The sequence below is a fragment of the Bradyrhizobium pachyrhizi genome (assembly GCF_001189245.1).
In the GTDB taxonomy this organism is placed as follows: domain Bacteria; phylum Pseudomonadota; class Alphaproteobacteria; order Rhizobiales; family Xanthobacteraceae; genus Bradyrhizobium; species Bradyrhizobium pachyrhizi.
Window position 1 is genome coordinate 24,361 of sequence record NZ_LFIQ01000035.1, and the last position, 3,952, is coordinate 28,312.

Consider the following 3,952-nt stretch of genomic DNA (forward strand, 5'->3'; position numbering starts at 1 on the left):
AACGAGCGGAGACGTGGATTGCTTCGCTCGCAATGACGGCAGAGGAAGCAGCTTCAGGACTTCGTCTTATCCCGGAAATACGGCTCGACCGGCCCGTGCACCTTGATGGTCAGCGGATTGCCGTAACGGTCCTTGGCATTACCAGCGGTGACGCGGACCCAGCCTTCGCTGATGCAGTACTCTTCGACATTGGTCTTCTCGACACCCTTGAATCGGATGCCGACATCGCGGGCGAGAATATCCGCATTGTAGTACGGGCTGTTCGGATCGACCGAGAGGCGGTCGGGGAATTGGTCGTTGGAGTCGTTGTCGTCGCTCATAGCAGCGCCTCGATATCCTTCCTCAATCCTTCGGGCCGGGCAGTCGGCGCATGCCGCGCCACGACCTTGCCGGCGCGATCGACCAGGAACTTGGTGAAGTTCCATTTGATCGCCGGCCCGAGCAGGCCCGACTTCTCACGTTTCAGATGTTCGTACAATGGATGCGCACCTGAGCCATTGACGTCGATCTTGGCGAACATCGGAAACGTCACAGCGTAGTTGGTCTCGCAGAACGCGGCGATCTGCTTCGCATCGCCCGGCTCCTGCGCCCCGAACTGGTTGCAGGGGAAGCCGAGCACGGCAAAGCCGCGCGGCGACAGCCCCGCGTGCAGCTCCTGCAGGCCCTTATATTGCGGCGTGAACCCGCACGCGCTCGCCGTGTTCACGATCAAGAGCACCTGGCCCTCGAACCGCTGCAACGGCACGTCGTCGCCGGCGAGCGACTTGGCGGTGAAATCGTAGACGGTTGCCATCTCAACCGACCGGATCGATCGCAGCCGACGGCGTGCCGCCGGCCTCGACCGCCTCGCCCGCGGCAAGGCAGAGATCCTCGCGGTAGCGTCCGGCCACCAGTTGCACGCCGACCGGGATCCGGCCCACGAGACCGGTGGAGACCACGAGCCCGGGAAGCCCCATGAACGGGATCGCGATCTGCGGCAGCTGCGCGTGCCACACCCGTGCGAACGACGCCTCGTCCTTGCGGTCGAGATGGTCGCGGAACGGCAGCTCGCCGGAGACCGGCATCAGCAGCACCGGATATTTGTCGAAGAAGGCGAACCATTCGCGCGTCAGGGTGGCGCGGCGGGTCAGCGCCTGCGACAGGTCGAACGGATGCACCCGGGCGCGGACGCCGCGCAGACAGGCCAGTGCGCCGGGATCGCCCTCGCGCTCGGCGAAGGCGAGCTGGGCCTCGTAGCCGTCGCCGAGCCAGAGCCGGGTCTGGATCTCGGCCGCCTCGCGCAAGGACGGCGTGTTTGCAATTTCCTCGACGATCCAGCCGGCCTTCTGCAAGCGCTTGCCGGCGTCGGCCACCGCGGCGACCACTTCCGGCACCGGATTAAGACCGTCCGGATTGAGGCACATCGCAACGCGCTTCTCGCGCGGCGGGCCTTCGAGCGGCACCGGCGCATACCAGGGGTCGCGATAGTCCGGCGCCGACATCGCCGCGAGCGAAATGCGCAGATCGTTGACGGTGCGCGCCAGCGGGCCCGACACCGCGCTGATCTGCGGGCCGATCGGCCGCTCCGGCAAAGCCGAATTGAAGGCCGGGATGCGGCCCATGCTTGGCCGCAGGCCGTGCACGCCGCAGGCATAGGCCGGATAGCGCACCGAGCCGGCGATATCGGTGCCGTGCGCGATGTGGCCGATGCCGGCCGCGACCGCCGAGCCCGCGCCGCCCGACGAGCCGCCCGGGGTGATGCCGGGATCGCGCGGATTCTTGGTGTCGCCGTGAATGAGGTTGGTGGTGAACCAGCGATAGGAGACCGCCGGACAATTGGTGCGGCCGAGCAGCACCGCGCCGGCCTTGCGCAGATTGGCGACCACCGGATTGTCGACCTTGGCGATGACGTCGCGCTGCGCCTTCAGCCCGTTGGTGGTGGCGTAGCCCTCCTGGTCGACATTGACCTTGATGGTGATTGGCACGCCGGCGAGCGGCCCGACCGCCTCGCCGCGCGCAATGGCCGCATCGATCTTGGCCGCCTGCGCCAGCACGTCGTCCGGCCGGTGATCGACCACCGCGTTGAGCTTCGGGTTGACCGCGTCGAGCCGGGCGAGCCCGGCCTCCGCCGCCTCCTTCGCCGACACCTTCTTCGATTTGATGAGGCTGGCGAGCTCGGCCGCCGACAGACGCCAAATATCCTGCATGTGCAACTCCGTGTGACGCTGCGTTTTAGCGCCGCGCGGAGAACATGGCCAGCGGTCCGCCGCCTGATGTTTCAGCGGACATGCGCGATGTAATAGGCAAGGTCGCCGATCTGCTCCTTGGTCACCGTCTGCATCACGTCGGCCATGGTGGCATCATAGCCGTGGCGGCTGTTGTCCTTGTATTCGGCCAGCGTCTTGGCGAGGTAGTCCTCGCGCTGGTTGGCGATGCGCGGGACATTCTCCTTGCCGGAGAAATCGGTGTTGTGGCAGCTATTGCAGCGGTTCTGCTGCGCCAGCGCCTGGCCCCGCGCCATCCGCGCCGGATCGCTGGCATCAGCAGGCGGCGTGGGCTTCGGCAAGGTCGCGATGAAATCCGAGAAGCTGCGCAAATCGTCGTCGGTCAGCGGCTTCGCCATCTCGTTCATCGGCTCGAACACCCGCAGCTTCTCGCGGAACATGAAGAGCTGGATCAGCGCATAGGGCGCCGTCTGGCCGCCGAGCGACGGCGTGTTCTCGGTTTCCGACGTGCCATGCTCGCCATGGCAGGCAAAGCACGCCGCGGCGCGCTCCTGGATGGTCTCGGCATTTGCTGAGAAAACAGTGAATGCAGCCAGGAGCCCTGGAATGATCGTCTTGCGCATCGGTTGCTCCCGGCAATTCCGTCATTCCGGGCTGGTGCGCGAGCACCAGACCCGGAATCTCGAGATTCTCGGTGCGCAACTGCGCACCTGAGGTTCGATGCTGCGCATCGCCCCGGAATGACGTTGGTGGTTGTTACTGATTGGCGACCTTCGGCTTGCCGTAGCTGACGCGATAGACCGCGCCGTTCCAGTCGTCGGAGACCAGCAGCGAGCCATCCTTCAGCAGCATCACGTCGACCGGGCGGCCGACATACTTGTTGTCCTCGAGGAAGCCGGTCAGGAACGGCTCCATCGACTTCACGGTGCCGTCCTTGTTAAGCCTGACGGCGACCACGTCACCGCCCTGCTTCTGCGACTTGTTCCAGGAGCCGTGACGCGCGACGAAGATCACGTTCTTGTAGCTCTTCGGGAACATGCTGCCGGTGTAGAAGCGCATGCCGAGCGAAGCGGTATGCGGGCCCATCAGGCCGACCGGAGCGGTGTAGTTCTTGCAGTTCTTGCCCCAGCCGAGCTCCTGGTCGATGATGTTGCCCTGGTAGCAGTACGGCGCGCCGAAATCCTCGCCCGCCTTGGTGATGCGGTTAAGCTCGTCTTCCGGCACCGTCTCCGACAGCCAGTCGCGGCCATTGTCGGTGAAGTACATCTGCTTGTTCTCGGGATTCCAGTCGAAGCCGACCGTGTTGCGCACGCCGAGCGCGTAGACCTCGGCGCTGGAGCCATCGAGATTCATGCGGCGGATCTGGCCGTGGTCGGCGTCATGCAGCACATTGTTGCCGGGCTGTCCGACCGGAACATAAAGCTTGTTGTCGGGACCGACGGCGATGAACTTCCAGCCATGCGCCTCGTCCTTCGGCAGCTTGTCGTAAATGACGGTGGGCTTCGGCGGGTTGTCCAGATTGTCCTCGATCTTGTCGATCTTGGAGACCTTCGAGAGCTCGGCGATGTAGAGCGTGCCGTCCTTGAAGGCGACGCCGTTCGGACGATAGAGGCCGGAGGCGATCACCTTGACCGAGCGCTTGCCGTCCTTGTTGACGATCGCATAAACCTTGTCGACGAGCCGGCTGCCGACGAACACCGTGCCCTTGTCGCCAAGCGCCAGCGAGCGCGCATTGGCCATGCCGGCCG

5 protein-coding genes are annotated in these 3,952 nt (G+C 65.0%); all 5 read right to left on the reverse strand.

What is annotated here, in order from left to right; translation table 11 throughout:
• Positions 1-53: 53 nt before the first annotated feature.
• Positions 54-320, reverse strand: coding sequence for a DUF3297 family protein (locus AKL29_RS04175; protein WP_050383232.1), 267 nt, complete (start codon positions 318-320; stop codon positions 54-56).
• Positions 317-793 (reverse strand): glutathione peroxidase, encoded by a 477-nt coding sequence (locus AKL29_RS04180; protein WP_028332658.1) that lies wholly within the window; start codon positions 791-793, stop codon positions 317-319. Before AKL29_RS04180 ends, AKL29_RS04175 begins: the two co-directional genes overlap by 4 nt.
• Position 794: 1 nt before the next feature.
• On the reverse strand, positions 795-2,186 hold the full coding sequence (locus tag AKL29_RS04185; protein WP_050383234.1) for an amidase family protein: 1,392 nt from the start codon (positions 2,184-2,186) through the stop codon (positions 795-797).
• A 71-nt stretch (positions 2,187-2,257) separates the two neighbouring features.
• Positions 2,258-2,827, reverse strand: a complete 570-nt coding sequence (locus tag AKL29_RS04190; protein WP_050383235.1) for a c-type cytochrome — start codon at positions 2,825-2,827, stop codon at positions 2,258-2,260.
• Between the two features lie 133 nt (positions 2,828-2,960).
• Positions 2,961-3,952: PQQ-dependent sugar dehydrogenase (locus tag AKL29_RS04195; RefSeq protein ID WP_244481749.1), on the reverse strand; the 992-nt coding region annotated here is incomplete at its 5' end.